Source organism: Paenibacillus massiliensis subsp. panacisoli DSM 21345, from assembly GCF_000426545.1.
GTDB classification, from domain to species: domain Bacteria; phylum Bacillota; class Bacilli; order Paenibacillales; family Paenibacillaceae; genus Paenibacillus; species Paenibacillus panacisoli.
This window is the reverse complement of sequence record NZ_AUFO01000011.1, coordinates 216,840-241,600: the sequence shown is the minus strand read 5'-3', so window position 1 is coordinate 241,600 and position 24,761 is coordinate 216,840. Positions and strand designations below refer to the sequence as shown.

The 24,761-nt window shown below is 46.6% G+C and carries 22 protein-coding genes; 8 read left to right on the top strand and 14 right to left on the bottom strand.

What is annotated here, in order from left to right:
* Positions 1-86: 86 nt before the first annotated feature.
* Genes K331_RS0110775 through K331_RS0110765 form a run of 3 tightly spaced genes read right to left on the bottom strand, consistent with a single transcriptional unit; the run spans position 87 to position 969 of the window.
* Positions 87-338 (bottom strand): hypothetical protein, encoded by a 252-nt coding sequence (locus K331_RS0110775; RefSeq protein WP_028590315.1) that lies wholly within the window; start codon positions 336-338, stop codon positions 87-89.
* A complete protein-coding gene (locus K331_RS0110770) occupies positions 338-643 on the bottom strand; it encodes a hypothetical protein (protein ID WP_028590314.1) in 306 nt (101 codons plus the stop codon). Before K331_RS0110770 ends, K331_RS0110775 begins: the two co-directional genes overlap by 1 nt.
* Positions 644-687: 44 nt before the next feature.
* Positions 688-969: a helix-turn-helix domain-containing protein gene (locus K331_RS0110765; protein WP_028590313.1), complete on the bottom strand. Its 282-nt coding sequence runs from the start codon at positions 967-969 to the stop codon at positions 688-690.
* 174 nt (positions 970-1,143) lie between these two features.
* On the opposite strand from K331_RS0110765, the gene K331_RS30930 reads away from it, so the two are divergent.
* Positions 1,144-1,938, top strand: coding sequence for a helix-turn-helix domain-containing protein (locus K331_RS30930; protein ID WP_051289777.1), 795 nt, complete (start codon positions 1,144-1,146; stop codon positions 1,936-1,938).
* A 158-nt stretch (positions 1,939-2,096) separates the two neighbouring features.
* Positions 2,097-2,315: a helix-turn-helix domain-containing protein gene (locus K331_RS29285; protein WP_036634630.1), complete on the top strand. Its 219-nt coding sequence runs from the start codon at positions 2,097-2,099 to the stop codon at positions 2,313-2,315.
* A 233-nt stretch (positions 2,316-2,548) separates the two neighbouring features.
* On the opposite strand, the gene K331_RS33120 is transcribed toward K331_RS29285, so the two are convergent.
* Entirely contained in the window at positions 2,549-2,878 is a 330-nt protein-coding gene (locus K331_RS33120) for a LytTR family transcriptional regulator DNA-binding domain-containing protein (protein ID WP_028590312.1), read from the bottom strand.
* A 154-nt stretch (positions 2,879-3,032) separates the two neighbouring features.
* Between K331_RS33120 and K331_RS30925 the strand changes: the two genes are divergently transcribed.
* Together K331_RS30925 and K331_RS0110735 are read left to right on the top strand one after the other, a co-directional pair.
* On the top strand, positions 3,033-4,313 hold the full coding sequence (locus K331_RS30925) for an S-layer homology domain-containing protein (RefSeq protein WP_051289774.1): 1,281 nt from the start codon (positions 3,033-3,035) through the stop codon (positions 4,311-4,313).
* 413 nt (positions 4,314-4,726) lie between these two features.
* On the top strand, positions 4,727-5,929 hold the full coding sequence (locus tag K331_RS0110735) for a tyrosine-type recombinase/integrase (protein WP_036634628.1): 1,203 nt from the start codon (positions 4,727-4,729) through the stop codon (positions 5,927-5,929).
* Between the two features lie 755 nt (positions 5,930-6,684).
* Here the strand turns inward: K331_RS0110735 and srtB are convergent.
* The 7 genes from srtB to isdC form a co-directional block, all read right to left on the bottom strand.
* Entirely contained in the window at positions 6,685-7,506 is an 822-nt protein-coding gene (srtB, locus tag K331_RS0110725; RefSeq protein ID WP_028590308.1) for a class B sortase, read from the bottom strand.
* A gap of 16 nt (positions 7,507-7,522) precedes the next feature.
* Positions 7,523-8,317: an ABC transporter ATP-binding protein gene (locus K331_RS0110720; protein WP_028590307.1), complete on the bottom strand. Its 795-nt coding sequence runs from the start codon at positions 8,315-8,317 to the stop codon at positions 7,523-7,525.
* Positions 8,307-9,293: a FecCD family ABC transporter permease gene (locus K331_RS0110715; RefSeq protein WP_018887301.1), complete on the bottom strand. Its 987-nt coding sequence runs from the start codon at positions 9,291-9,293 to the stop codon at positions 8,307-8,309. Before K331_RS0110715 ends, K331_RS0110720 begins: the two co-directional genes overlap by 11 nt.
* Before the next feature lie 146 nt (positions 9,294-9,439).
* A complete protein-coding gene (gene isdE / locus K331_RS0110710) occupies positions 9,440-10,354 on the bottom strand; it encodes a heme ABC transporter substrate-binding protein IsdE (RefSeq protein ID WP_036631621.1) in 915 nt (304 codons plus the stop codon).
* 217 nt (positions 10,355-10,571) lie between these two features.
* Entirely contained in the window at positions 10,572-14,741 is a 4,170-nt protein-coding gene (locus K331_RS0110705) for an NEAT domain-containing protein (protein ID WP_028590305.1), read from the bottom strand.
* A gap of 156 nt (positions 14,742-14,897) precedes the next feature.
* On the bottom strand, positions 14,898-15,368 hold the full coding sequence (locus K331_RS0110700) for an NEAT domain-containing protein (protein WP_018887298.1): 471 nt from the start codon (positions 15,366-15,368) through the stop codon (positions 14,898-14,900).
* A gap of 57 nt (positions 15,369-15,425) precedes the next feature.
* Positions 15,426-16,271, bottom strand: coding sequence for a heme uptake protein IsdC (isdC, locus tag K331_RS31445; RefSeq protein ID WP_025681764.1), 846 nt, complete (start codon positions 16,269-16,271; stop codon positions 15,426-15,428).
* Positions 16,272-16,791: 520 nt separating this feature from the next.
* On the opposite strand from isdC, the gene K331_RS0110690 reads away from it, so the two are divergent.
* Genes K331_RS0110690 through isdG form a run of 4 tightly spaced genes read left to right on the top strand, consistent with a single transcriptional unit; the run spans position 16,792 to position 19,911 of the window.
* A complete protein-coding gene (locus K331_RS0110690) occupies positions 16,792-17,772 on the top strand; it encodes an ABC transporter substrate-binding protein (RefSeq protein WP_051289772.1) in 981 nt (326 codons plus the stop codon).
* Positions 17,772-18,773 carry a FecCD family ABC transporter permease gene (locus tag K331_RS0110685; RefSeq protein ID WP_025681766.1) on the top strand — a complete coding sequence of 334 codons (1,002 nt, stop codon included), beginning with the start codon at positions 17,772-17,774 and terminating at the stop codon, positions 18,771-18,773. Before K331_RS0110690 ends, K331_RS0110685 begins: the two co-directional genes overlap by 1 nt.
* Positions 18,770-19,558 (top strand): ABC transporter ATP-binding protein, encoded by a 789-nt coding sequence (locus tag K331_RS0110680; RefSeq protein WP_028590303.1) that lies wholly within the window; start codon positions 18,770-18,772, stop codon positions 19,556-19,558. The genes K331_RS0110685 and K331_RS0110680 overlap by 4 nt, the downstream gene beginning before the upstream one ends.
* A 5-nt stretch (positions 19,559-19,563) precedes the next feature.
* Positions 19,564-19,911: a heme oxygenase gene (gene isdG, locus K331_RS0110675; RefSeq protein WP_018887293.1), complete on the top strand. Its 348-nt coding sequence runs from the start codon at positions 19,564-19,566 to the stop codon at positions 19,909-19,911.
* 256 nt (positions 19,912-20,167) lie between these two features.
* Here the strand turns inward: isdG and K331_RS0110670 are convergent, their stop codons facing one another.
* From K331_RS0110670 to K331_RS0110660, 3 genes are read right to left on the bottom strand one after another with little or no spacing between them, the layout of a single operon-like run.
* Complete coding sequence (locus K331_RS0110670) at positions 20,168-21,271, bottom strand: GerAB/ArcD/ProY family transporter (RefSeq protein ID WP_028590302.1); 1,104 nt, start codon at positions 21,269-21,271, stop codon at positions 20,168-20,170.
* Positions 21,272-21,294: 23 nt separating this feature from the next.
* Complete coding sequence (locus K331_RS0110665; RefSeq protein WP_028590301.1) at positions 21,295-22,518, bottom strand: Ger(x)C family spore germination protein; 1,224 nt, start codon at positions 22,516-22,518, stop codon at positions 21,295-21,297.
* A gap of 13 nt (positions 22,519-22,531) precedes the next feature.
* On the bottom strand, positions 22,532-24,151 hold the full coding sequence (locus K331_RS0110660; RefSeq protein ID WP_028590300.1) for a spore germination protein: 1,620 nt from the start codon (positions 24,149-24,151) through the stop codon (positions 22,532-22,534).
* Between the last annotated feature and the right edge of the window lie 610 nt (positions 24,152-24,761).

The window sequence follows — 24,761 nt, the reverse complement described above, 5'->3', positions numbered from 1 at the left end:
TACGAATTATTCCGAATTGGAATGGTGGTGCATATAACAGCGGAGTATCATACATATCAGAGCTACCCCAGCTCGTGATGATCCCCTCATTGCCCGCCAGCAGCCGATGTCGCAGCTTGGCGGGATTGCTTTATCTCAACAAGCACGCCGTTGATTTCTTTTTCCAAGCGGTTGATTTCTCGCTTAGAAATCAGGTGCACGTTGCGTGCATACACCTCCTTGCTGAAGGTGAGGTCCATTGCTTTCTCAAGTGTCAAACCTTTGATATGAATGCGAGTTGCAACGGCGTGAATGAACCCGGAACGGGAGTATTGCCTTGTCCAGTAAAAACGGGCCATTAAGCTCCCCTCCCTCGATTCCAGCCGTCACCTGCGTTCGCGCTAATCCATTCCGTGTGACTTTCCACCCACTCCAGAAACAAGCGGGTCGGCACGCGAGGATGTCCGAACTCTCGAATCACGGGAAAGTCTTCTCTGTTCAGTAACTCAGCGGCTTTAGTGGTCCCGATGTCGAGCAATTCCATTAGCTGAGTTTTGGTCATCAACGGCGGCAATTGATTCGGAGTGTATTGTTCCATCGCCTTTGCAACAGCCGAATCAATGAGTGATTTGAGCAGATCTGTATCAAGCTCGACTTTTAACATCAGATGACTCCTTTCTCAATGTTGAAGGTTAGATGTGATTAAGATCAGATAACCTCTTTCCTTATAGGTTTGTTCATTCTTTTCAGGACATCAGGCGGAATCTTTTCAAGATAAGCAGCAGCTTTGAGCTCGACTGGATCTATCTCCAAAACTTCAGCTAAAGCGTCGTTTAGTTTATCTCCAGCAGGTGGGATTTTCCCGTTTTGAAGCTTACTAATGTAAGCCTTATTGGTTCTTTGTCCTATTAATTTAAGGCGCTCGGCTACTTCTCCAAGGGACAAACTCTTTTTTTCAATTGAGTGCTTCAATAGTGTCGAGTATTTCAACTTTGACACCACCTTTCGTTGCTTATTGTTAACAACGTTGTTATTTGTTAATAACGTTATCACAAACTTACACCATTCCCTATTCGTTGTCAATAAGTAACAACGAAATTATTTTTCTAATTCGTTGACTTAAAAAGACAACGGAAGATACAATAAAATTAAGAGGTGAATTAGTTGGAATACAAAGACTTATTAAAGTCGTATATTGAGAACTCTGGTTTAAGTTTGAGGGAAATAGAAGAAGCTATGAGGGAAAAGGGGTTTTCTACCAATAAGGCTTACATTAGTAAGCTTCAAAACGGTATTCATCCACCAGCTGGTGAAGATATTACAAGGGCATTGGCTGAAGTAACGGGAGGGGACTCTGAAGCTCTTCTTCTGGCAGGATATATTGAAAAAGCCCCCGAAGAAATCAAACCGCTTTTAGCGGAAGCTTCGAGGACTGGTCAATTATTCTCATTCTTTGGGTATTTGGTTCTTTTCCTTGAAGAGTATCGTTCTACCGGTCAGATAAGCGAGGAATATCTGGATAACATCGAAGCATCCAAAAATTTGTTTATCCAGAAATATAATTTCTTCCTCCAGACAAGCACGCTTAGAGATTATCCAGAATACGCAGTTGAGCTTATCATAAGACTAAAACAGCACTTTATGCCGTTAGCGGATTCTATATCATACGGTGGAGGGATAATAGATTTTTCCAACTATATAGATAAGCACGGTAAACCAATTTTCAAATCAAGTCCTTATTCTGAACTGAATCGAGACATTGAACTATATGTCTCCCAACAAGATTTAGAAAAAGACCTCCTAAATATAAGCGAAGTCAAACAGCATACTCACGAGTTACAAAAAAAACTTGAATTTTTTAGATATTTAGAAAATGAGTTAAAGTTAGACCTCAATGACCCTGAAGTTCAAAAAAAACTCAAACGAGCCGCGAAAATCATCTTCTCCGAGGAAGATTGATCCTAGCTCGGAAATAGTAAGTTTCCTTTCTTCTTCATTAAGCGGCAGGCCATCTAATTCAGATACTGCCATGTTAAGAATAGTAGTTTCTTTCATGATGTCACTTCCATTCGTTATTTCTTGTATGTACCACAACCAAAAGTATAAGGAGCAGCACGATGCGGATCGAACCGGATCGTTGCCGTCTCAAGGAGCTTTACAAGGAAACCGGCATAACGCAGCGCATGGTGCATGTTATTACCGGTATTCCCGAAAGCAGGCTAAGTGACTACGCCAATAATCGCACTGTGATGGGATATGGGACCGCAGTGACGATCAGCAAGGCTCTGAAACTGGAGAACAATGAATTGCTCTACACTTGGCGCATTATTGAGTGAATAGTCCTTGAGACGCGGAGGTATTCCCTCCCGATCTGGAGCAAACTTCCGTTTTTATGGAAGTGAGCATTTCGACAAATCATGCTATCCTTCTAACATACAGCAATTCCAAATATATCAACCAATTAATAAATTGTGGAATAATGTAACTTTATCACGCGCAGGAGGTGAAGTCTGTCGAATTATGGTATGAAAATATACCCTTAAACCCTGTTTAAGGGGGATTGACAAGTTCAAAGTTTTGCACGAACGCGAACAAAACTTCCATCTTCAAAATATACATTGCTTCCATCCACTATTCTTTCCGTATGTGCAATTCGGTTTTTGTTAATGACAGTTGAACGATCAAAGGACTTGAACCCATACTTCCCGTAGGCACGGGATATATCCTTTAGCGTCCTGAGACTCATGTACGACCCAGTGGAAGTATGGTAAGCAGGGCAGTATTCCTTACTTTTTGTCGGTTGCCATAAATCAATATAATTCACCTCATCCAACGAAATTTCGACAAAATCCGAGTCCGTACCGTCACGGTCGTGTAACTTAATACATATGAGTTTCATAGTGTCAGCCCCTTGATGTAAGTTTTTTTGAACTCATTGTATAAAGGCATTAGCAAATAAGCATTGATCAAATATTTACAATAAGCGTTGTCGCTTGTTCAACACTAAATAAGCAAATTCCCCAGCCGATGGGGACCCTCTACTGGAGCTCATTATGAAGAAAAAACTATTATCATCCCTGATTGTAATCTCATTAGCCATTACTCCATCAAGTATTTTTGCAGATACAAATATCGTAAATAACGGAATTATTAATACTGGCCCGATGATTATACAGTTTAGCGACTTAAAATCCGATAATTGGGCTTATCCAGCCGTAAGAAGCATGAGCAAGAGAGATGTCATTAATGGCTACAAGGATGGAACGTTCCGCCCTAATGAGTCCATCAGCCGCGAGGAATTCGCAAAAATGATAGCAACGACCTTTTCGTTGGAACTGCCCGTCACTCAAGATGTGTATTTCAGTGACGTGTCGAGTAGCAGATGGTCATACTCATACATATCTGCAGCGAAGGATTATTTAACGGGATACTATCCACCTCAAGGCAAAGCATTTTTTGATCCCGTCTCTGACGCTACGCGGGAAGATGTCGCTGCTGCCTTGGTGAAGATCATGGACCTAGACACATCCAGTTACAGCTCGCACTTTACAGATGAGGCAAACATATCTCCACAGCTAAAAAAATACGTCAATGTCGCTGCAGATCACAATTTGATTACTGGTTATTCTGATGGCACATTCAAGCCACTCGGTCCGATCTCACGTGCTGAAGCAGCTGCCCTGCTCTACCGTGCTATTAAAAATGTTGGTGGCATCAGCACTCCCATTTCAGGGCAACAAACCAGTAATCCAAACGTGCCCAGCGACACAAGTGTTTCAGGCAACATAAATAACGGGGGCCCTCGTCTTTGGATGGATGTCGTTAATGAAGACACTTCAGCGGGAGGAAATCCTTCCATACTCGTCAAAGGAGAGACAGTGCCTGGTGCCACAGTAACGGTAAACGGGAATGAAGTCTCCGTTGGATATTCAGGGGAATTCAGCACAAACATTTTTGTGAAGAAAGATGGAGAATATCCTGTCGAAGTCAAAGCAAGTTATCTCGGAAAAACGACCACCGCTACCAAAAGCATCAAAATGTCGGTTGCAGCTCCAAAGCTAATATTGGATGAACCAAGCACCGTGCAGATTAAATCTGGCACTGAGTATAACATTTGGTTCCAATGGTCTGACAAATACGATTCTAAGCCTACGCTTTATGTAAACGGAGAGCAGCGGTTGTATTCGTTAGGCGGCCGGAGAAATAACGGGGAAGCTTATAGCGGCGTGGTTAAGGTTAGCACTCGCAAAGGAGAGAACACATTCAACCTGAAGCTGGTCAATCGGTTTGACATGGAAAGTAACTCGGTTACAAAATCTGTTTATTACCAGTGATCTAGGAGACCATCACATGTATGAGGAAATTATTAATTTTGTTCGGATAATGGCTAGGTTGGGCTTGATTTTTTTTGGAATTAAACTTCTGGTGGCATTAATCCGAAAGAATGGCGAAACAAAATTTTATTCACTCCTTATGTTTATTTGTTTCTTGATTACCATTCGTATTGAAGACTACCTTCCACCAGCTATAAGGTTAATTGTAGCTTTTTTGGGGACTACAGGCTTTGTTTTCTTTGGAATTAATGGCATTATTGCATTCTACAAGAAGGATAGAGTGTACAGGAAATATTTAATCTTCATTTTCATCTCCATTTTCCTAATAAGTTTACACTATCAATAATGTATAAGTCCTATAGTCCTTCCCTCATGTTCTTGCCAACATCTGTAGCAGCGAGGAGTTGTTCATCATGGCATCTTACACCAAAATCAAGGCAAACAATAAACAAGGGTATAAGTGGATATGTACACTGGAAGGGCCACCGGACCCAGTGACAGGCAAACGAAAGCAAATACCCCGAAGGGGCGACAGTCAAAAAGAAGCTTTAGCCAGGGCCGAGAAAGCGTTAGACGATTATATTAAGCACGATGCAGATAGCCGAACGCTCAACAAGGTTGTTTTCGAGGAAGCTGGGGAAGAATGGTTGAAAGACTATGCTAAAACAAAGGTAAAAGAACGAACTGTTGATATACGAAAAGCAGAGCTTAAAGTTATTAATAGCTATTACGGGAAAGTCCCAGTCATCAAGTTAACTTATAAGCATCATCAAAATATGCTCAACGATCTAGATGATAAGGACTATGCTACAACAACTATTAAAGGTATCAATTCTACTGCAAAGATGGTCATAAAGTATGCGATTAAGCACAAATGGAGACTGGACAATCCCTTCATTGACACCTTCGTGCCAGCAAAGATACTCACGATAGAGGAAATCGAAAACGATCCGATTCAGGAGAAAATACTTGAGAGAAATGAGCTGGAAGAATTTTTGTGGGCTGCTCAAAAATACGGGTTGTATATGGATAATGAAATTTTCCACCTATTGGCCTTTTCTGGCATGCGGTCTGGGGAATTATGCGCTTTGAAAGACACCGATTTCTTTTTTGATTCAAACGAAATCCGCATTACAAAAACGGTATACTATCCAAAGAACAATATGCGGAAGTATAAATTGACCCCGCCTAAAACAAAGGGGTCAATAAGAAGAATTGGCATAATTGATACCGTCATGAGTGGTTTGGAAAAGCACATTCTGACGCTGCCGGATCGCAGGGCGGAATTCAAAAAAGTATTCGATGATTATGAAGATAAGAATTTTGTTTTTGGTCGTAAAAATGGTTACCCGAATTTCCCCAAAAGAATTCTTGATCGGATGGTTAGACTATTAGCAAAAACATCGATTAAAAAGGAAGCGACGCCTCACATTTTCAGACACACACACATCAGCATGCTCGCTGAAGCAGAAGTGGACCTAAAAACAATCATGGACCGTGTCGGTCATGATGATGCTAAGACGACGCTAAAAATTTACACTCACGTGACGCATAAGATGAAAATAAATGCATCCGAAAAAATAAAAGAGCGCTTTGGAAACTTAGTTAAGATCTGATTTTTGCAGAGAATGTGATTTTTAAGTGATTTTTTTATAAATAACCACACGAAAAAACCTTGTAATATACGCTATCACAAGGTTTTTTCGAACAAATAGGATTCATACTAGCTATGTATTATAACACATCGAGGGCTTGAATTCAGCAAATTGCAACGTCTGCAACAAAAAAGACCCCTTCACGGAGTCTACAGCCTTCAATAGATTATTTCAGCCTCATGCGGATTGTCGATATTTGTACAGCTTCACTGCATAGTAGGCTGACCTTGCTACACATGATAAACCCACAATTCCTGCAGCCCAATGCTGAAACTGCATACTTGGGGAGTCAGTAGGATAGGTAACTCTAGCGTAAAAAATGGTTCCTATAACTAGGAAAAACAGCACCATATTCATAATTAATCGAAATTTTGCCTTGGCAGGTGTGATCTCACCGAAGAAGGTATTCATAGGGTCGTTTCCCCTTTCAACGCGCCATCGCGGCCAGTCTAAGAAGTACACATCATAGGAAACATGCATCATAGGAAATAGATTATGCTCTCTTCTAAAAATCTTACTATACCCTATATTATACATGAATTATGAAATATAAGGAACCTACTCGCTCCTATTCCTACCAGTACCTGGATTATATCCAAGGTGAGTGTAGCATCGCTGCAAGCGGGGAATCCTGCCGAACTCTGTTAAGCCCCCGCTTTTCGCTAACCACGAGTTCTCCCAATCATACACAATGGAAATCATATTCGGTCAAGGTACTAGACTCCGGCTTTGGAGGTACGCGGTACGAGCTTGCCCTGCACCACCAATCTACCATAGTCGGGGTCCAGTATATAATCGCACGTAGAAAGCGTAATAATACGGTCCTTAGGGGTAACCTCTACACCTGTGTTATAGATCGAACGGGCCTGCATTTGGGAGAGAAAAACACCATATTCCTCATCTGTGGCAAAATCGGTCCGTATATAATTCACATCAGATGTGGTGGTATAGACGGCGAAAATCTCAATATCGTATCCGGCATAGAGATCATCATAATAGAGCTTCCCATGCTCCTTGAAATATGACTCATCCAAATAATGCTTCAGACTGCCGAACATACTACCATCCTTCATTCGGTGTCCGTAGATGATCGTATTTCGATCCTGTCCACCTACACGATTGCGATAATCCATGAAGATACTTCCCGCCCGTGTCGTCTCCTGCTTGTAATTGCGGTTCAGATAATAGGCATTGTCCTGCGCCTGCACGATCGGGTAGTCAACAGGTGTCCCATCTATAGTCACCCAGCCGACAACATCCTCATTCACCGCTAGTAGTGGGTCGAATTGTGGGCGTACCTTGCCTGCTTCAGCAGAGCCAGCAGCCGTCCATCCGCTGCCTTCCCTCTCTTCAGAAGCCGCTGTTATCATGCTGGGTTCCTGTTCCCCATGATACAGCGCCGCAGCCTCCTTCATCAGCTCACGGTTCATATAATCGTCCATCGCAATCTGAAGCAGTCGGCCACCCGAGAACAAAAAGACGCCTATCCACACAACCAGCATGCAGCGATTCAGCAGCCTTTTCCGGCTTGTACTTATTCCATGCTTCGGCGCGTTATCCATGCTTGATCATTCCTTGCGCAATACCTGTCGGGATGATATGCATACCAATGTCATCCTCATGCCGAATGCTGACCTCCACCCCATATACCTCCTGCATGAGCTGCTCTGTAATGATCTCCTGTGGTATGCCAGTCCTATGGATGCGACCATCCTTCATGACGATAATGCGATCACTATAACGAATAGCTTGATTGATATCATGCAGCACCATAACGATGGTAATCGCGAACTCCTCATTAAGCCGCTTTACGAGCTCAAGAATCTCCAACTGATAGTAGATATCCAGGTAGGTAGTAGGCTCATCCAGAAAGAGAATCGGGGTATCCTGCGCCAATGCCATGGCAATCCATACTCGTTGTCGCTCTCCCCCAGAGAGACCGTCAATGCGCTGCTGGCGCTTCTCCAGCAGATTCGTACCCGTTAAGGCCCGTTCTACCGCCCGCTCATCTTCCTCCCGATCCGCGGATAGCCATTTACGATGCGGCATGCGCCCATATTGGACGAGCTTCTCAACCGTCAGATCAGAGGGCGCCTGATTGTGTTGATGAACTACTGCCAACTTGCGGGCAAATTCCTTTGGCGTATAAGTGCTGATCGTCTTGCCATCCAGCACGACCTCCCCGCTACTTGGAGCATGATGCCGCGACATCACGCCGAGCAGGGTGGACTTGCCACATCCATTAGGACCGATAATCGTCGTAATTCGCCCCGTCTCTACCTCGGCCTCGATGCCTTGCAGGCGATTGATTTTACGGTCATAGGAGAAGGTAACATTTTTAATTTCCATAGATGCGGTCACTCTTTCTCAACAGGAATATGAAAAATGGTCCGCCAATAACTGCCATCAGCGTGGATGCCGGAATCTCCAATGGTGCTACCAACGTCCGGCCAAGTGTATCTGCTGTCAGAATCAGCAGCGCCCCGGAGAGAGCTGAGAAAGGAATCAGCAGCTTGTGGTCCGAGCCGACCAGCAGCCGGGCAATATGCGGAATCAACAGACCGACAAAGGAAATGACGCCAGCAATCGCAGTAGCCGTACCCGCCAGCAATACGGCAACAGCGGATATGAGAAGTCTTGCTCTGGTGACACGCAGCCCCAGATTGCTGGCTGTCTTGTCCTGCAGGGAGAGCATATTGCACCAGGTTACCAGCAGGAGGGACAGAACAAGGCCAATGCCGCCATAGGTCACCATCGTCTGTACATCCATCCATGTCAGCATCGTAATGTTGGAGGTCGTCGACGGATTGATATTCGAGCCCATAATGTAGCTGCAGGCGATAATGAACGCTTCGTTCAGCCCAGTGAACATAGCATTGACTGCGATCCCTACGAGCACGATGCGAATGGGACTTAATCCTGACTTCCAGGATAAGGTATAGACTAGGAAGCAAGCAAGCGCCCCGCCTACGAAGGCCATCAGAGGCGAGTAATAATACAATTGGGGCAGTAGAAAAATGACAATCGTGGGGATAAAGTTAGCCCCCGCAGAGATCCCGATCACGCCTGCATCAGCTAGTGGATTACGCATAACAGCCTGCAGAAGCACCCCTGCTACGGCAAGCGCCGCTCCAGCGAACATCGCTACGATAATCCGTGGTAAGCGCAGATCCTTGATGACCTCGACAGTCTCATTATTCCCTGTCCACATTCCTTGAAGGAACTCCCCGAAGCTCACCTTCAGGCTGCCGGTCACTGCAGACAAAATCACCATATATCCCAGAAGAGCAATGACAATGACAAAGCTCCATACTTTTTTATTCATGAGAGAGTACTTCCTTATGTTTACTTAGAATGGGTCAAGCAATGTAACTTCGACTCTACAAGTCTTGGACTATACAAACCCGGGACTATACAGACCTTAGCTACAAAATCCTAGACTGCAATAGATGTCCATGAATACAGCGACAATTACGGATAGAGCATCTTCTGCAGCTCATCCAATGCCTGATCAGCGGCCAGATTGGCTGTAGTTCCGAACAGACTTTCCTCCAGATCATATACTCTACCATTCTGAACAGCACTGAAATGCTTCCAGATATCATTGGTTGCGAACTCCTGGTTGAACATCTTGACGACCTCATCAGGCATACCATGCGCGGCACGCAAAATGACATCAGGATTCGCCTGCTGCAAATACTCTGTGTTGGAGGCCAAATATTCCACATTCTCGTTCTGAACGATATTCTCTCCCCCTGCCAGCTTGACCAGATCTCCAATAAATGAATTCTCCGTAGCCACCAGATAGCTTCCTGGCACGCCTAGCAGAATGAGAACCTTCGGCTTATCCTTTCCAGCAACCGCCTGCTCAATCTGAGCACGCTTCTCCTCATAACGGGATATCAACGCTGTAGCTTGCTCCTCACGATCATACGTCTGTCCAAGTCTCGTAATAGTCTCTTCCATATTCCCCAGACTTTGCAGATTCAGAAAATCAGCCTTAATGCCGAATTTCTCAAAGGTAGGCTGAAGATCGTATTGCAAGGTCGATACGGACAGAACCTCCGTTGGACGAAGAGATTTCACTACCTCCATATCAGGACTCATAGGGTTGCCAATGGGAGTTAGCCCATCATACCTTGCTGGCAAAGTCTTGGTGCTCGTCGGCACGCCGACCAGATCGATCTCCAGTGCGTCCATAATCTCTGTGACAGCAACGGTCGTGGATACGATTCTATGCTCCTGTGCAGATGACGATGAAGCAGTCTCCTCTGCCTGCTGGTCTACTTGCCCCGCTGTGGGAGTACCCCCACAGCCAACCAGAACGAGTAGCAGGAGCAAGACGGACAGGCCATGTATTTTACTAAATCGTTGCTTGCTCAACATGAATGTTCTCCTTATGCAATAGCATTGATATTATTTACTGCAGTCATCATCCTAAAGCAAATCTTGGCGAGCTATGGAAGCCCGCCAAGATTGATATACGTGATTACATCAGGTGATGTGTTGTAACTGGCTTAGTGAATCCAAGCACTGTCTACTATTGTTATCCAACGATTACTGTTATAGAGCTATTACTGTTATCGTAGGTGCTTCTTGTTACTTATTGCTGTTTTTTGCGCTGCAGACGGAAGCGAATCAGCATCGCTGCAGATCCCGCCATCAGCATGGCATAGAGCATTACAGGAGAGTTATCACCCGTTGAAGGGTTGTCAGAGTTACGTGCTCCTGCGGCTCCTGTTGCTTCTGCGCCCGTAGTCGAGGCATTACGTGCCCCTCCCTGATTCGCATCTGCATTGCGGTCAAAGGCAGGCTGTGCGTCTTCCTGTCCGTTCGCACCAGCTTTACCTGGTGTGGCAGCTGCAGTGTTCTTATCAGAGGAGGAATTCGGCGTTCTGTCTCCATTGGTTGAAGTATCTGTGGTGGATGCAGAAGCACCGGACCCGGAAGTCGTTCCATTCTGCCCAGCCGTATCAGCTGTAGCTACAGGAACACGCTTAATGCTATTGGCATCGAACGTGAGCTCCAGATCATATTCACCATCAGCCAATACGATCTCAGCTTGCTGCTCAAGTGCTTGAGCTGCTGCAGCATTCTCTGTCAGAGCAGATAGTGCACTCAGGAACAGCGGTTGCTCAAAGCTTGCAGATCCTGTTGTCACACCTGCTTGATCAGCAGCCGGAGCAGGAGTTACAGGTGCTGTAATGTGCAGCTTCGCTTTTAGCGGCTGAACCAATGAATCTGGTGTGAACGTTACCTGACGCTGATCCCGCGTCTCGTCATTAGCACTCACCTCTGGTGATACATAGCTGTCGCCTTGCAGCACAGTGAAGTCCTTCACAGATGAGCTACGGTTCAATGTAACACGTGCTTGAACTTTGCCATCTTTAACTGTGAGAGATGCTCCTTCTCCGAAGTATTGATCGACACCTTCCGGACCAGACAGCTTGAAGCCAACGTTATACTGTCCTTCCTCCAGAACAGGCTCCGGAAGCGGTGCTGGTTCTACATAAGCTTTAGGCAGACCCTTTTCGATGTCGCCAATGTTGAAGGTAATTTGCAGCTTGTGCTCATTACCTGCCACGTTTACATTCATGAAGATTGGCTTCGTCAGATCGTTAACTGCGAACTTGATGACACGAGCATTCTGTTTCGCATCTTCACGGACTACCGTCGGTTTTTTATAAGCCTCACCGCTATCAATCTCGATATCGGACACTGTATCACTTTGACGAATCGTCAACTGAACTTCATTTTTCTTGTTGCTTACGATCAAGCCAGCCGGGCTGATGAATCTATCCTGCACGGACGACAGACGACCAGTTGCAGTATCCTTCACCTCCAGTGGAATGGAGTATTCTCCATCCTCCAGCAGACTTACTGCTGGCACTTCGCCAGAGCTCACATATGGGTCTGGTGCTCCTTCTTTGATCGTGCTTGGATAGAATACCAACAGTACATCATAATCACCGGAATAGTTGATCTCCGGAATATCTACCTGAACCTTGGACCATACCGGCTGATTCAGATCATTGACATCAAAGGAAATGACGCGAGTGTTTTGTCCAGAATCGGAACTTACCGTAGTCACTTCTTCATATCCGCTACCGTTGTTCACTTGCATGCCGAGAATATAGTTGCTCTCTTTGACCGTAATCGAGATGGTCTTGCGGTTGCCCATAATATTAAGGGTCGCCGGGCTTACCAGATACGTAGACATACGGGATTCCTTCACACCATCCGGATAGAACGCTCTGAAGTTGATGCTGTACACGCCATCCTCACTCTTAGGAGGTGTAACGCCACCACCGCCACCTGGTACAGGTGTTGGAGTGACTGGTGTCTCTGGATTACCAGGTGTTACCGGGGTTCCAGGGACATTATCCAGTGAGAATACCAGATCCACATTGTATGCTTCGTGGTACGAGATCGCAGGCCAATCAATCTGCACCCAGCCTTTCAGGCGCTCACTTGGATTAGGCACTTCAAAACGAACGGTACGTTGGTTAGCTCCTGTATCCTGACTTACCACTTCCGTATCGGTGAGTACGCCGTTAACTGCGGTCTTGAAGCTGGTAATCTCCTTGCTTTGCTTCAATGTGAACGTTACATGGTATTTGCCATTAGCAGCAGTCAGTTGGCCACTGTTCTGGTCTACATACGTGTACATAACGGATGATTCATTCGTACCCTCTTTGAGGATATTGAATGCAATCGGATAGGTTCCATCGGCAATAACCTCTGGATCTGGGTTAGGAACAGGCTCAGGAGTTACAGGAGTATCGCCTTTGAAATAGTCCGTGAACACCAGATCCACATTGTGCACCATCAAGCCCATAGGGCCTGCGTTCACGGATACTTTTCCTTTCAGACGGCTTGTCAGATCCGTTACTTCAAAGCGAACGATCCGCGTATTCGTCGCCGTATCCTCACTTACCTTCTCTGTCTCCACAAATGTACCATTCAGCTCCGTCTGGAACGAAGTAATCATACTGCTGCTCAGCAGCTTGAAGGAGACGTACTTCTTCCCGCCTACTTCGCTCAATATACCACTGCTCAGATCCACACTTCTGCTCATGGACGATGTCTCGTCCGTTCCATCTTTGAGAACATTGAACTTAATTGGAGTATCTACTCTCAGATAGTCTGTGAACACCAAATCCACATTGTGCACCATCAAGCCCATAGGGCCTGCATTTACCGATACTTTCCCTTTCAAACGGCTCGTCAGATCCGTTACTTCAAAGCGAACGATCCGCGTATTCGTCGCTGCATCTTCACTTACCTTCTCTGTCTCCACGAATGCACCGTTCAGCTCCGTCTGGAACGAGGTAATCATGCTGCTGCTCAGTAGCTTGAAGGAGACGTATTTCTTCCCGTTCACTTCGCTCAGCTCGCCACTGTTCAGGTCCACACTTCTGCTCATGGATGATACATCGTTTGTGCCATCCTTCAATACGTTGAACTTAATAGGAGTTGTTGGAGCTTCTGCTTGGTAGTATTCCGGGAACACCAGATCCACATTATGGACCATCAAGCCCATAGGACCTGCATTCACGGATACTTTTCCTTTCAGACGGCTCGTCAGATCCGTTACTTCAAAGCGAACGATCCGCGTATTCGTTGCCGCATCCTCACTTACCTTCTCCGTCTCCACGAATGTACCGTTCAGCTCCGTCTGGAATGAGGTAATCATGCTGCTGCTCAGCAGCTTGAGGGATACGTATTTCTTCCCGTTCACTTCACTCAGCTCACCACTGTTCAGGTCAACACTTCTGCTCATGGATGATGTGTCATCAGTCCCGTCTTTCAGAACGTTGAACTTGATAGGAGTTGTGCTTGCAGGAGGAGTAATCACAATACCGCTTGTATCAAAAGTCAGGTCGACATTGTATTCTTCATCATAAATGAATGGGAAACCCATAATAGCGGTCATATCCCAGTAGATTTTGACCCATCCATTCAGTCGCTCATTTACATCCGCTACTTCAAAACGAACGATAGCCCGATTGTCCTCGACGGACGTTCTTGCTGCATCTTGCAATTGTCCGTTGATCTCAGTCTTAAAGCCTGTGATCTCCTGATCTTGCGTTAATTCGAAAGAAACATACTGCTTGCCATTAATGACTTCCAGCTTGCCACTGGTTGCATCCACATATTGATACATAACAGAAGTATCATCTGTGCCATCCTTAAGAATGTTGAAGCCTAGCTTATATGTCCCGTCCGGGATCGCTGCAGAAGTTGTTGCTGCCGGAATCGTCACATCATAGGAACCCAGGTTAGCAAAGCTAAAAGAATCCCCGTTAACATTCGTTACAGAAGCCGCTTCCAGCTCTATTGTCGTATTCGCAGCCTGTGCTGCTGGTTTGGTCTTGAACACCAGTTGTACTGCATTTTGATTGACTGCAGCCCCACCATCTTCGAGGGAATCCGCCGTCGATTGTACCAATACCTTGCCTGTTCCCTGCGGAGTCGTCTGTACGCTAAATCCGTTCAGCAAGGAATTCGAGGTAATCAGTTCAAGCTTCTGGTCATCATAAGAAATTTGAGCTGTATGACCATATACGCTGGTGTATACACTGTCTGTAACTCCACCAAAGCCTACATTCACACGTACTTCACCATTGGAATCTGGTGCAGATCCCGTAAGACGCGCCTCTTCACCCGAAGCAGCCGAAGCTGTAGTTGCCCAGCCTGGTATTTGCAAGGAACTCAATAATAGACAGAGCGCGAAAAATACAGAGGCAGTCTGCTTGACTAATCTATTCAATGTAATGTTCTCCCCTTAATCAAATGTAGCCGCGATCTGCTCGCGTCCGCTGTTTATATCCATAATGAACCGGCCCCCAGATCCGTCGCAGCCACTAGCAGCGGCTGCAACAGCTGGAGTGCTCGTAAAAAACAAAGGTTGTTAGATATCGCTTTATTATTGGGCCGCAACAGCCAGTGTAGCTGTGTCGAATTTGATCTGCACTTCATATTGGCCACTGTAGTTGATCGCTGGTACAGACACCTCAGTGTATGCATTCAGCTTCGCGGACAGGTCTGCTACCGGGAATCCCACAACACGTGTGTTCGCTGTTGGGTTCGTGCTGATTACTTCAGCGTTCACATATTGTCCATTTTGTTCTACCTGGAATTTAGTAATCCAGCTGCTGTTCTTCAAAGTCACGTAAGCATAAGCCTGACCGTTAGTCACCTTGATTTGGGCTGGTTTCACGGTGTAAGTATCCATCATGGAAGCCGTATCTGTACCATCCTTAAGCACCTTGAATTGAACTGTATAATTGCCGTCAGCCGGAGCTGCTGCTGTTGCTGTTGTTGCTGCTGAAGCAGAACCAAGTACTGTGAACAGGGACAGGATCAAAGCCATTACGGGAAGCATCATTTTTTTCATGGATATCATTCTCCTCTTCATTGGGGTTTGGTTGGAATCCATTCGTATTCGTCAAGCTTATTTCTTAGCCGCCAGCACCGTTCTTCCGATGAACAGGGCAGATACAGCAAGGCCTACAAGCAGCCAGCCATAAGGAACCTCATCTCCAGTATGCGGATTATCCTCTATTGGCTGATTTACAGTGTTCGCGGCCACCGCACCGCTTTGCTGAGATTCGGCAACGGATGCTTTTCCAGTAGCTTGGCCACCTGTTGACGATGCTACCTGTGACGAGGAAGCTACTACCTTGGTATCCGTTGACTGCTTGCTCTCGGTGCTTGCAGACGCTGCTGGGGCTGATCCAGAAGCAGCCTTGACGTCCTTAGATACTTTCGTATCCTTGGAAGCTGCTGTGCCGGAGGCAGAAGAAGATTTCTGTGCGGTCTGTGATGCGTTGATTTGGGTAAGGCTGTCCTGCTTGAAGTCAAAGCGAATGGTGTAATCGTGATCATAATCGACGGAAGGTACCGTCACGTGAATCTGTGATTTCAGCGGAGTCGAAAGACTCTCCACCGGGAATCGCACCACGCGAGTATCCTTGGCCGCGTTATTGCTGATTACACGCACATCGGAATAACTACTTCCGCGAGCCGTCTTGAAATCTGTAATCCATTCGCTATGATTCAATTGGATCTCCATCTCAATCTTCGAGTCCTTGACGTAGATCCGGGCAGGCTTCTCAAAGTAATCGTTAGCCATGGATACCGAGTCATTCTCCGCCTTGAGAATGTTGTAATCCAACGTGTATTCTCCATTCTTCAATGCCTTGTCTGCGGCCGAAGCCTGCAATCCTGGCCCCCAAGTAAGACTTACTCCGATAATCGCTGCCCACAGGACAGGACCGAACCACTTTTTCTTGAACATTTCTTGTCTCTCCTTACCAAAGTCCACCGAGTGATAATCAAAAGTTAAGTTAATAGCAATTGATTATCATTCTCAATAAATCCTGAAAAAATATTGCCCTCGGCAGGCAATTTTTGTTTTTTAATGTATGTCTTTGTTGCGTCAGCATGCCTGACTTCAGTGCTTTTTACAATTACTTAGCTCTCAAGCTCTAGGTGCGATTTAGGTGCAATTAAGACTACACAAATTCTTTTAACAGCATTTTAAAAATAGCACTTTCAAGCTACCTATAGGCCTCACCTCTTTGATATATGTAAAAAACAGGCATGACATGACAACTCGCCTTGATATTAGCCCACTCGTTTTTAAGTTGTCAATAGGTTTGTAAAATTCATTAAGATTATTTCACAATTCTGTTGACAGTGATATTGATATTCATTATCATTTAATCAAATTGCTTCTCTTTCTATTAATTTCCACGAATTTTAATTTTCACATTTTGAATCTTTATCATCAGATTGACCACAGGAGTGTTTGTCTTATGCGTACAAAAATAAACGGCCTGCTTGGTGCTGGATTTCTACTATTTGCCCTATCAGGCTGTGCTACTGGTGCTGAAGATGCCCACCTATCGGCATCCGGTGCTGGCAGTTCACCCCCCTCCTCCAACACCGCAGCGTCCTACAGCATTACTGATTTTGCCGGACGGTCCATTACATTCAATCAGGTTCCTGAGCGAATTGCCGCACTAAGCAGCGGGGATATGGATGTCATCTATGCACTTGGCGGACAGCTTGTTGGTAGACCTGCAGTGGAGGGAGGGCCTGTTCCAGAGGCGGCTGAACAGGTCGAGCAGATCGGAACGACCCACGAGCTGGATCTGGAGAAGATCGCTTACGTCAAGCCTGACGTTGTACTGGGTAATGCCGCTCTGAATGCAAAGGATACTGCAACCGTTGAGAGCCTTGGTTCCAGAATGGTCCTTACCAGTGCTAACTCCGTGGCAGATATCAAGCAACAGATTGAGCTGTTCGGCAGCATGCTGCACAAGGAGGCTGAAGCTACCAAGCTGATTGAGACACTCAATGGCAAGCTTGCTACCTTGTCCCAGCAGGTTCCAGCCAATAAGCCACGTGTACTGATGGTCTATGGGGCACCAGGCACTTACATGGCTGCTCTCCCCAATTCACTAAGCGGGGATCTATTAAGCCTCGCTGGTGGAGCTAACATTGCTGCGGACTTCCCACAGCTAGAGAACTATCCACAATATGCACAGCTGAACACGGAGCGAATTATTGAAGCAGATCCCGAATTCGTGCTGATCATTACCCACGGGAATCCAGAGGCCGTCAAGAGTGGATTTCTAAAAGAAATGCAAGTCAATGCGGCCTGGAATCGGATGAGTGCCATTCAATCCGGTCGTGTCGAGGTCCTGCCTTCGGATTTGTTCGGTACGAACCCGGGCACCCGGGTTACTGAAGCCCTGGATGTGCTCGGTAGCATCCTGAGGGATGTCCGTTGATGCCCCAAGTACAGCAGCGGGATCGACGCAGACGCCTCGTCATGCTGATATTGCCTGTTCTACTCATCGCTTCATGCCTGTATGGCCTTACCTATGGCTCGGTTCCTATCTCTCTGCGGGATATTGTGCAGACGCTCACAGGCCAAGACAACACGGCCTACACCACCATCATCATGGATCTTCGGATTCCGCGTGTGCTGACTGGACTCCTGGTCGGAGCCTGCCTCGCAGCCTCGGGTGCATTGCTCCAAGGTGTGATGAGGAACGCTCTCGCTGATCCAGGAATTATAGGCGTCTCGGCTGGCGGTGGGCTGGCGGCCATGATCTGCATGGTCATGCTGCCACAATTGGGGTACCTGCTCCCTGTTGCTGCATTCGCTGGCGCCTTCCTCACCTCAGTTGTAGTGTATGTACTCGCTTGGGATAAAGGGGCCTCGCCGGTGAAGATTGTACTTGCAGGAGTTGCGGTTAACGCCCTTCTCGGTGCAGTTACCAACGGCATTATGGTCATCTACAGCGATAGAGTCCAAGCCGTATTACCTTGGCTCGCCGGTGGCTTGAACGGTCGTAGCTGGTATCATCTAAGCTTCATTACTCCCTATGCGCTGATCGGACTGTTGCTCTCTCTGGCTGCTATTCGCCCGGCGAATGTGCTGCTTCTCGGAGACGATGCCGCCAAGCTGCTCGGTCAGAGAGTAGAGCTGCAGCGTGTGCTGATTATCCTACTAGCCTCACTGCTGGCAGGAGCTGCAGTAAGTGTCGCTGGGCTGGTAGGATTCGTAGGTCTAGTCGTACCGCATATGATTCGGCTGATCGCCGGAGAGGATTACCGTGTGCTGCTGCCAGCCTCGATGCTGGGTGGAGCAGCGCTGGTCGTATTCGCGGATACGATCGCACGCTCCTGGTTCGATCCGATCGAGCTGCCGGTAGGAATATTGCTGGCCTGCCTTGGTGCTCCATTCTTCTTGATCCTATTAAGGAAGCGAGGAGCCATGACATGAAGGCCATTGATATTAAGGAGCTTGTCGTAGAGCGTGGCGGCTTCCGTCTGAAGGACATTGAGGCCCTGTTCCCACAGGGACAAATGACAGCAATTGTAGGGCCGAATGGCTCTGGCAAATCCACACTCCTCAAGGCCGTTACTCGTCTGCTACGCATACAGCAGGGTCAGATTCGCATCATGGAGCAGCCTGCGGATACGTTATCGCCCAGACAATTCGCCACATTGGTGGCTATGCTTCCCCAGTCCCGCGAGGGCTTCCCCGATCTGACCGTCAAGGAGCTTGTAGCCTATGGTCGTTCTCCCCATAAGCGTCTGCTGAGCAGACGACTGAATGATGAGGACGAAGAAGCCATCCAGGCAGCAATGACAGCTACGGGAGTTCTGGCTTACGCGGATCGGCTTATCCATACTCTATCTGGAGGTGAACAGCAAAAGGCGCGCATTGCGATGGCGCTCGCCCAACAAACGGATATTCTGCTGCTCGATGAACCGACCACTTATCTGGATATGGCTCATCAACTGGATTTAATGAACATGCTGACAGATCTGAATCGCAAGCGAAAGCTTACCATCGTCATGGTGCTCCATGATCTGCAGCAGGCTGCTGCGTATTGTGACTACATGATTGCCATGAAGCGTGGACGCATCGTCGCAGATGGTGAGCCGAGCACGCTGTTAACCGCAGATTTCCTGCGTCAGGTCTACGAACTGGAGGCCAGGGTGACGTTCATGGACGGATATCCCTTAATCATTCCGAATACAGGATTACATCATAGGAGGTAATAAGAATGGTAATTGTAACGAACACTTCGCAATTGAAAAAAGGCTATGCAGATCAGCTCATCGAACGCTTTAATAAGGTAGGCAAGGTAGAGACTATGGAAGGCTTTTTGGGACTGGAGGTCATGCTGACTGACCATAAGGGCGATTATGATGAAGTGACTGTCGTGACACGCTGGGAAGCAAGAGAGAATTTCCAGGCGTGGACCCGCAGCGATGCATTCCGTGAATCCCATTCCCATCGTCAGATTCCGGATTACATTCTGGATAACAAGATTTCCTTCTATGACGTCAAAATCGTCCGCCATCCCCTTTCCAACGAAAGTGCATTTTTGAGTGAGTCTGAGGCAGGCTAAGAGCAACAGATGAGGAACAGTTCTTCATAGATAAATATTTCTTTCTTCCCATTACTTCTTGTGGGAAAAATAAGTCACTACAACGAATTCTCACATCATTAGGAATCACTAAATCTCATACCGCCATCCTGATGAGCTCACCGGTTCTCATCATTACCAGGTCCGCGGCATCCGACAAAAAACACCGTCAAGCACTTCTCCATTTTTTTCAGAATGGTAGATTGGAGCTTGATGGTGTTTTGCCTCGCAACTACTTTTATTGTCGCTGAGGCTTCGCTCTCTTCTTCTTCCGAATGAGCATGGTCAGGAACAGAAGGGCTGGAAGCGCAACCTGAAAGATAGGCCAGATTCTATTCAGAGCTAAATGAAGACCTACCCATATAAATTCGGTAAACCTGGGTGATAGAAACGTAAGTCCATAGGCGACCATGCTCACCAACAATAGGCCAGGCTTATACCTGAAAGGAGTTATCGTTTGCATTCCGATGGTGGCCCCGAACAAGAAGCCCGTCGTTTTGATTCCGAGTCCAAGAAACAAAATCAACGTAAACAAGACATCAGCCCGCTCGATCAACTTATTCATCTGAATAAGTTGGGTCACCTCAAATAAAGGATAGGTACTTGATGCAGCCAAGTCTGGGCCTAGTACAAGAATCGTAAGTTGATTCATGACAATAAGGAACAGGGCCGTGAGCCAGTATACAATGATAATCCAACGCCTTAGTTTGCGTTTATTCGTAATGATCTTGAACAATACAAGGAAGAGAACCGTCTGTCCGAAAGGAAAAGACATGATCTCGGGAATAGCGGCCTCCACTACGGGAGCCAAGCCATTCTCCAACACCGGGAATAAGAATTCCATATGTAGGAGTCCTGTAAAAGGAATCAGCACTATAATAAAGCCGTAACCAAATACCATGAGCAGCAGCCAAATATGACATAGAAGGAACCAGACCCTCGGTCCAAACATGACCACGTCAGCACAGACTACTAGCGCGATAAACGTAATGACCGCCGTGGGTGTCCTGTTCAGCAGTGTCAGTGTCCCAAGCTCACCCATGTCCCTGAGAGTTCTGGAGGCTTCGTATGTGAAGTAACTGATGAACCCCAGACCAGTCAGACTTCCGACCCACTTTCCCCAATAATGACGAAAGAGCTCAAACAGATCCCTCTTCGGTTCTAGCCTGTGAATGGATAGGTACATCATGAGCAATACAAAGCCAGCCATAGCCCCGATCAGCATCGCTAACCAGGCATCCTGCTTGGCATCAGCCCCTAATAGGAATAACGTTGTACTTCCGACCTGAAATAAGGAAAAGGCCATGGCTAATCCGGATACACGCGTAACAGCTTTACTCATCCTTATACGCCCCTCCCCACTGGTTAGGATTCACTTCCAATATGCTTCTGCAAGAGTCCCGGTCGGCGAATTTGAGCATCCACTCGAATATCTAGTTCCATCTTCTTGAACTCCTGCTCCCACTCTTCCCCCACCGATTTCCATTCCTTTGGGTATTTACGGTGAATCCGGTCAGCAAACCCTACTGCATCCACGCCAAGCTCTTGAAGTTTGGTCCATCCTGTATTGATTGTTTGCATGACTTTCTTCTCAATCTCCTCTTCCATCTCATGGATGGTCTCCGTCTTGGAGATATCCTTGTTGCATGTGGTTTCAATCAACCCCCCGCTAATTTTGACTGCAACCTGCATCGTGTAATGGGAGCCGGTTTTTCGCGGATTAAGTTGGACATTGACCACATCCGCTCTTAAGGAAGTATACATCTTGTTAGGCTGATTTCCGCAAGGGAATGTAAGTTCAACATTTTCAACTTTTTGCGATAGATAGGATACGCCCAGACTCTCTTCTTTGTTGAGAAACCCTTTGAGCTTTCCGTTATGAAATACAGCCAATTTCGTTAAGGCCAGCTTGAGCGGATTAGAAGTTTTTTTAAAGATATCTAAGGTCTCGACCTCTTCCTCGCTCTTGGGATTCTTCTCCCCAACCAGCTCAACCATTGGCACACCAATGGATTTGGAATCCGAATTCATGCTAAGTGCGAAATCATATACCCTAACTTCCGGAAAAATTGACACAATAGCACTTTCTTTGTTGATTAAGTCCGACATGCCAGCCCCCTGAAGGTTTTCGGGAGGCATAAGTTTTTTTATTATGTCTGATGCAAGCCCATCCGTTACAACCATGAGTACCATTTCCCTCGCTTCCGTATTACGCAAGTAAAAATCAACCACACGGTTCAATCCTATCTCGGCTGCCTTCCTCCCGATATAGATAACACGATTATGAGCGACGTAGATCCGTCTCGTGGTTTCCAGATTGCTGCGATTTAATGCCTGGCTATAGGTTTTTCCTCTCACCGAGAGCACATGGAATGCTGGTTGGGAAGCTCCCCCAGACCCTCCACCAACTCCACCAGCTATCACAGACGGGACGATAATCTGATAGGACACCATCCACGAGCCGTCCTCCATCATATCTACCCCTGTAGCCGACGTTACCCACAGCTCGTTAAGCTCAGTTCTGTTCCAGCAACCAGTCATGACTAACATGAATACTATAAACAGAGTTAATTTACCGAATCGAGACACATTCGTTCCTCCCTCATGCCATGGGATCCCGGTCATGTTCCTCCGCCTGTTCGGCGTAGGACTCCTGCTTCGTGGACTGCTTCATTATGTTCGAATCGCCTAGCATCACTGGCCGATTCTTCATCTTCCACCAAGGTACGCGTACCAATAGATCTTTCATACTGCTCTTATTGAAGGGAGCAAGTGGCACCATATAAGGAATGCCGAACGATTCCAGCGCCACCAATCGCACGAGGATGGGGACAAGACCCGCCAACACACCATAGAACCCAAAAGAGCCCGCCAACGCCATGAGCAAAAATCGAAGCAATCGTACTGCACCTGCCATATTGATCGCAGGTAATACAAAATTTGAGATGGCCGTGAAAGATACGATGATGACCATAGCTGCAGACACTAGCCCTGCCTCAACAGCAGCTTGGCCAAGGACCAACGCGCCAACGATGGAGATGGCTGGTCCGATAACCCTGGGCATTCGAATTCCGGCTTCGCGGATTACCTCGAAGGTCAGCTCCATAATGATCGCCTCAAGCAGTGCTGGCAGGGGAGAATTCTCTCTCTGCGCCGCAAGACTAATAAGCAGTGTAGTCGGTAACATCTCTTGATGAAATGTGGTCAATGCAATATAGAACGACGGCAATAGCAATGCTACGAAAAAGGAGGACATCCGGATAAACCGAAGAAACGTGGACAGGTCATACCGTTGATAGTAATCCTCACTTGAAGAAATAAATCGAAAAAAAGTGACAGGGGCAAGTAGCACAAATGGAGTACCATCTACGAAGATCGCGACGAGACCTTCAAGCAAGTTTGCTGCGACGGAATCCGGTCGCTCAGTATTGTACATGGTAGGAAATCGTGATCGTACTCCGTCCTGGATGAACTCCTCGATATATCCGCTCTCGAGGATGCTATCCGTGTGAATCGAATCCAATCGTCGGGTTATTTCCCGAACGACATCCGGATTAGCTATCCCGTGAATATAAGCGACCGATACCTTCGTCTGCGTGTATGTGCCTAGATTTCGGGATTCAATACAAAGCTTCGTCGATTTGATCTTTCTGCGAAGAAGCGCAATATTTGTGCCGATATCCTCGGTAAATCCTTCCTTGGGTCCCCGGATCACCGTCTGTGATGTCGGCTCTTCAACCGATCTCCTGGCCCCTCCGCTGACTGAAGCGGTGAAGGCCTTGGGGCTGCCGTTCAGAATTAGCACAACCTCTCCATTCAAGATGGCGTCCATCACTTCCCTCTGAGTTTCGACAGAGCAGGTACCTCCGACGGGAATATGATCCATCAACCAATCTTCCGGATTCCAGTTAAGGATCGCTTCATTTCGAATATCACCTGTAAGATTTTCCAGCATCTGCATCAGAATTTGTTGATCGACCAGACCGTCAATGAAGCATGCGGCCAAGAAGGGCTTCCCTTGGTGACTGTTCCAAATACGGAGCACGAAGTCAGAGCTATGACCAAAATGCTGCTTCAGCATGCTTATATTGTCTATGAGTGAGCTATACAATGGATTAGATAGTTCCTGTGTGTACTCCTTGTCGACATGTACAGACTTGCTGCCACTTCTATTAGAACCGGAGGGCTGCTTGAACAGCCATTTTTTGAACTCATGAATCACAGCATATAGTCCCCTTATACAACGATGTAAAAGGTAGTATGCTCTATCGGAATGTTAATATACCAAGGCATTTCTTCGTATATCTTTGTAGACTGATTCAAATAGACACGTTGTTCCTGCCTGTCATTCCCTCAGGGCGCTGTATGCATGAAAGCTAAAAAAGAAAGAAATCCGGATATTGGATTCCTTTCTTCACGGTATACGATCAAAAGTAATTCAGTTCGATCTCAACATGGGATGAAATTGAGTTAGCTGTGAATCGGGTGGTGGGTATACCACTGTCACGTGCCAGCGACTTCGTCAACGGAAGTGTGTTGGCATGTTAGAGGCGATCCGGGCGCTCAAGAATATAATGCTTCAGGAATGTCTTCAGTGATTCCTTCACTTCTTCTTGTCCCCTCACTGCTTTGGTGTTTATCTTGTGATTCTTCACAAGAGGGAATTTCTTAGATTGTATAGACAGTTACAGTAGTAAAGACTCATCCAGATCCGCCAGTCTTCCGATTTCAAGAAGACTAATAAATCGTTAGATTTCGGATTGAGGCAGGTTGGTAGTCAGATATTTTTACGGCAGGCGTAACCAATTGAAATTTAATGTTATCCTGACTTT

What these genes read in the sequence shown, in the direction of transcription:
- K331_RS0110775 (WP_028590315.1), bottom strand. Translation starts at nt 338, where the DNA reads ATGGCCCGTTTTTACTGGACAAGGCAATACTCCCGTTCCGGGTTCATT.
- K331_RS0110770 (WP_028590314.1), bottom strand. Translation starts at nt 643, where the DNA reads ATGTTAAAAGTCGAGCTTGATACAGATCTGCTCAAATCACTCATTGAT.
- K331_RS29285 (WP_036634630.1), top strand. Translation starts at nt 2,097, where the DNA reads ATGCGGATCGAACCGGATCGTTGCCGTCTCAAGGAGCTTTACAAGGAA.
- K331_RS33120 (WP_028590312.1), bottom strand. Translation starts at nt 2,878, where the DNA reads ATGAAACTCATATGTATTAAGTTACACGACCGTGACGGTACGGACTCG.
- K331_RS30925 (WP_051289774.1), top strand. Translation starts at nt 3,033, where the DNA reads ATGAAGAAAAAACTATTATCATCCCTGATTGTAATCTCATTAGCCATT.
- K331_RS0110735 (WP_036634628.1), top strand. Translation starts at nt 4,727, where the DNA reads ATGGCATCTTACACCAAAATCAAGGCAAACAATAAACAAGGGTATAAG.
- K331_RS0110720 (WP_028590307.1), bottom strand. Translation starts at nt 8,317, where the DNA reads ATGGAAATTAAAAATGTTACCTTCTCCTATGACCGTAAAATCAATCGC.
- K331_RS0110715 (WP_018887301.1), bottom strand. Translation starts at nt 9,293, where the DNA reads ATGAATAAAAAAGTATGGAGCTTTGTCATTGTCATTGCTCTTCTGGGA.
- isdE (WP_036631621.1), bottom strand. Translation starts at nt 10,354, where the DNA reads ATGTTGAGCAAGCAACGATTTAGTAAAATACATGGCCTGTCCGTCTTG.
- K331_RS0110700 (WP_018887298.1), bottom strand. Translation starts at nt 15,368, where the DNA reads ATGAAAAAAATGATGCTTCCCGTAATGGCTTTGATCCTGTCCCTGTTC.
- isdC (WP_025681764.1), bottom strand. Translation starts at nt 16,271, where the DNA reads ATGTTCAAGAAAAAGTGGTTCGGTCCTGTCCTGTGGGCAGCGATTATC.
- K331_RS0110690 (WP_051289772.1), top strand. Translation starts at nt 16,792, where the DNA reads ATGCGTACAAAAATAAACGGCCTGCTTGGTGCTGGATTTCTACTATTT.
- K331_RS0110685 (WP_025681766.1), top strand. Translation starts at nt 17,772, where the DNA reads ATGCCCCAAGTACAGCAGCGGGATCGACGCAGACGCCTCGTCATGCTG.
- K331_RS0110680 (WP_028590303.1), top strand. Translation starts at nt 18,770, where the DNA reads ATGAAGGCCATTGATATTAAGGAGCTTGTCGTAGAGCGTGGCGGCTTC.
- isdG (WP_018887293.1), top strand. Translation starts at nt 19,564, where the DNA reads ATGGTAATTGTAACGAACACTTCGCAATTGAAAAAAGGCTATGCAGAT.
- K331_RS0110670 (WP_028590302.1), bottom strand. Translation starts at nt 21,271, where the DNA reads ATGAGTAAAGCTGTTACGCGTGTATCCGGATTAGCCATGGCCTTTTCC.